The sequence below is a fragment of the Shigella sp. FC1544 genome (assembly GCF_001722145.1).
GTDB lineage: Bacteria > Pseudomonadota > Gammaproteobacteria > Enterobacterales > Enterobacteriaceae > Escherichia > Escherichia coli.
This window is the reverse complement of sequence record NZ_MECT01000458.1, coordinates 1-421: the sequence shown is the minus strand read 5'-3', so window position 1 is coordinate 421 and position 421 is coordinate 1. Positions and strand designations below refer to the sequence as shown.

Sequence of the window (421 nt, the reverse complement as noted above, 5' to 3'; positions counted from 1 at the left end):
CCAGGGGCTTATACCGTCGTGCTGCAACGGTGTGGATGGCGGCATTCCGTGAAAGCCACTCCCAGCCAGAACGAAACAATTTTCTGGCGCGTCGTGAGCGGTGCTTACGGAAAAGCAGCAAGCGCGCTGTATCGGGTGATGAGTGGTATCTGTCAGGGAATTACGTGGGGGCTTAATGAGTAATAAATATTGCCAGGCGCTGGTGGAGTTGCGAAACAAACCAGCCCATGAACTGAAGGAAGTGGGCGATCAGTGGCGCACACCGGACAACATTTTCTGGGGAATTAACACCCTGTTTGGCCCGTTTGTTCTGGATCTGTTTACTGACGGTGATAACGCCAAATGTGCCGCGTATTACACGGCGGAAGACAACGCGCTGGCGCATGACTGGTCAGAACGTCTTGCGGAGCTTAAAGGTGCT

General features: G+C 53.7%; 2 protein-coding genes. Both read left to right on the top strand.

Features of this window, described 5'->3' with window-relative positions:
• Window positions 1-176: PerC family transcriptional regulator (locus tag BGK49_RS18390; RefSeq protein WP_128832193.1), on the top strand; the 176-nt coding region annotated here is incomplete at its 5' end.
• Window positions 176-421: phage N-6-adenine-methyltransferase (locus tag BGK49_RS18385; protein ID WP_069375804.1), on the top strand; the 246-nt coding region annotated here is incomplete at its 3' end. The genes BGK49_RS18390 and BGK49_RS18385, both read left to right, overlap by 1 nt.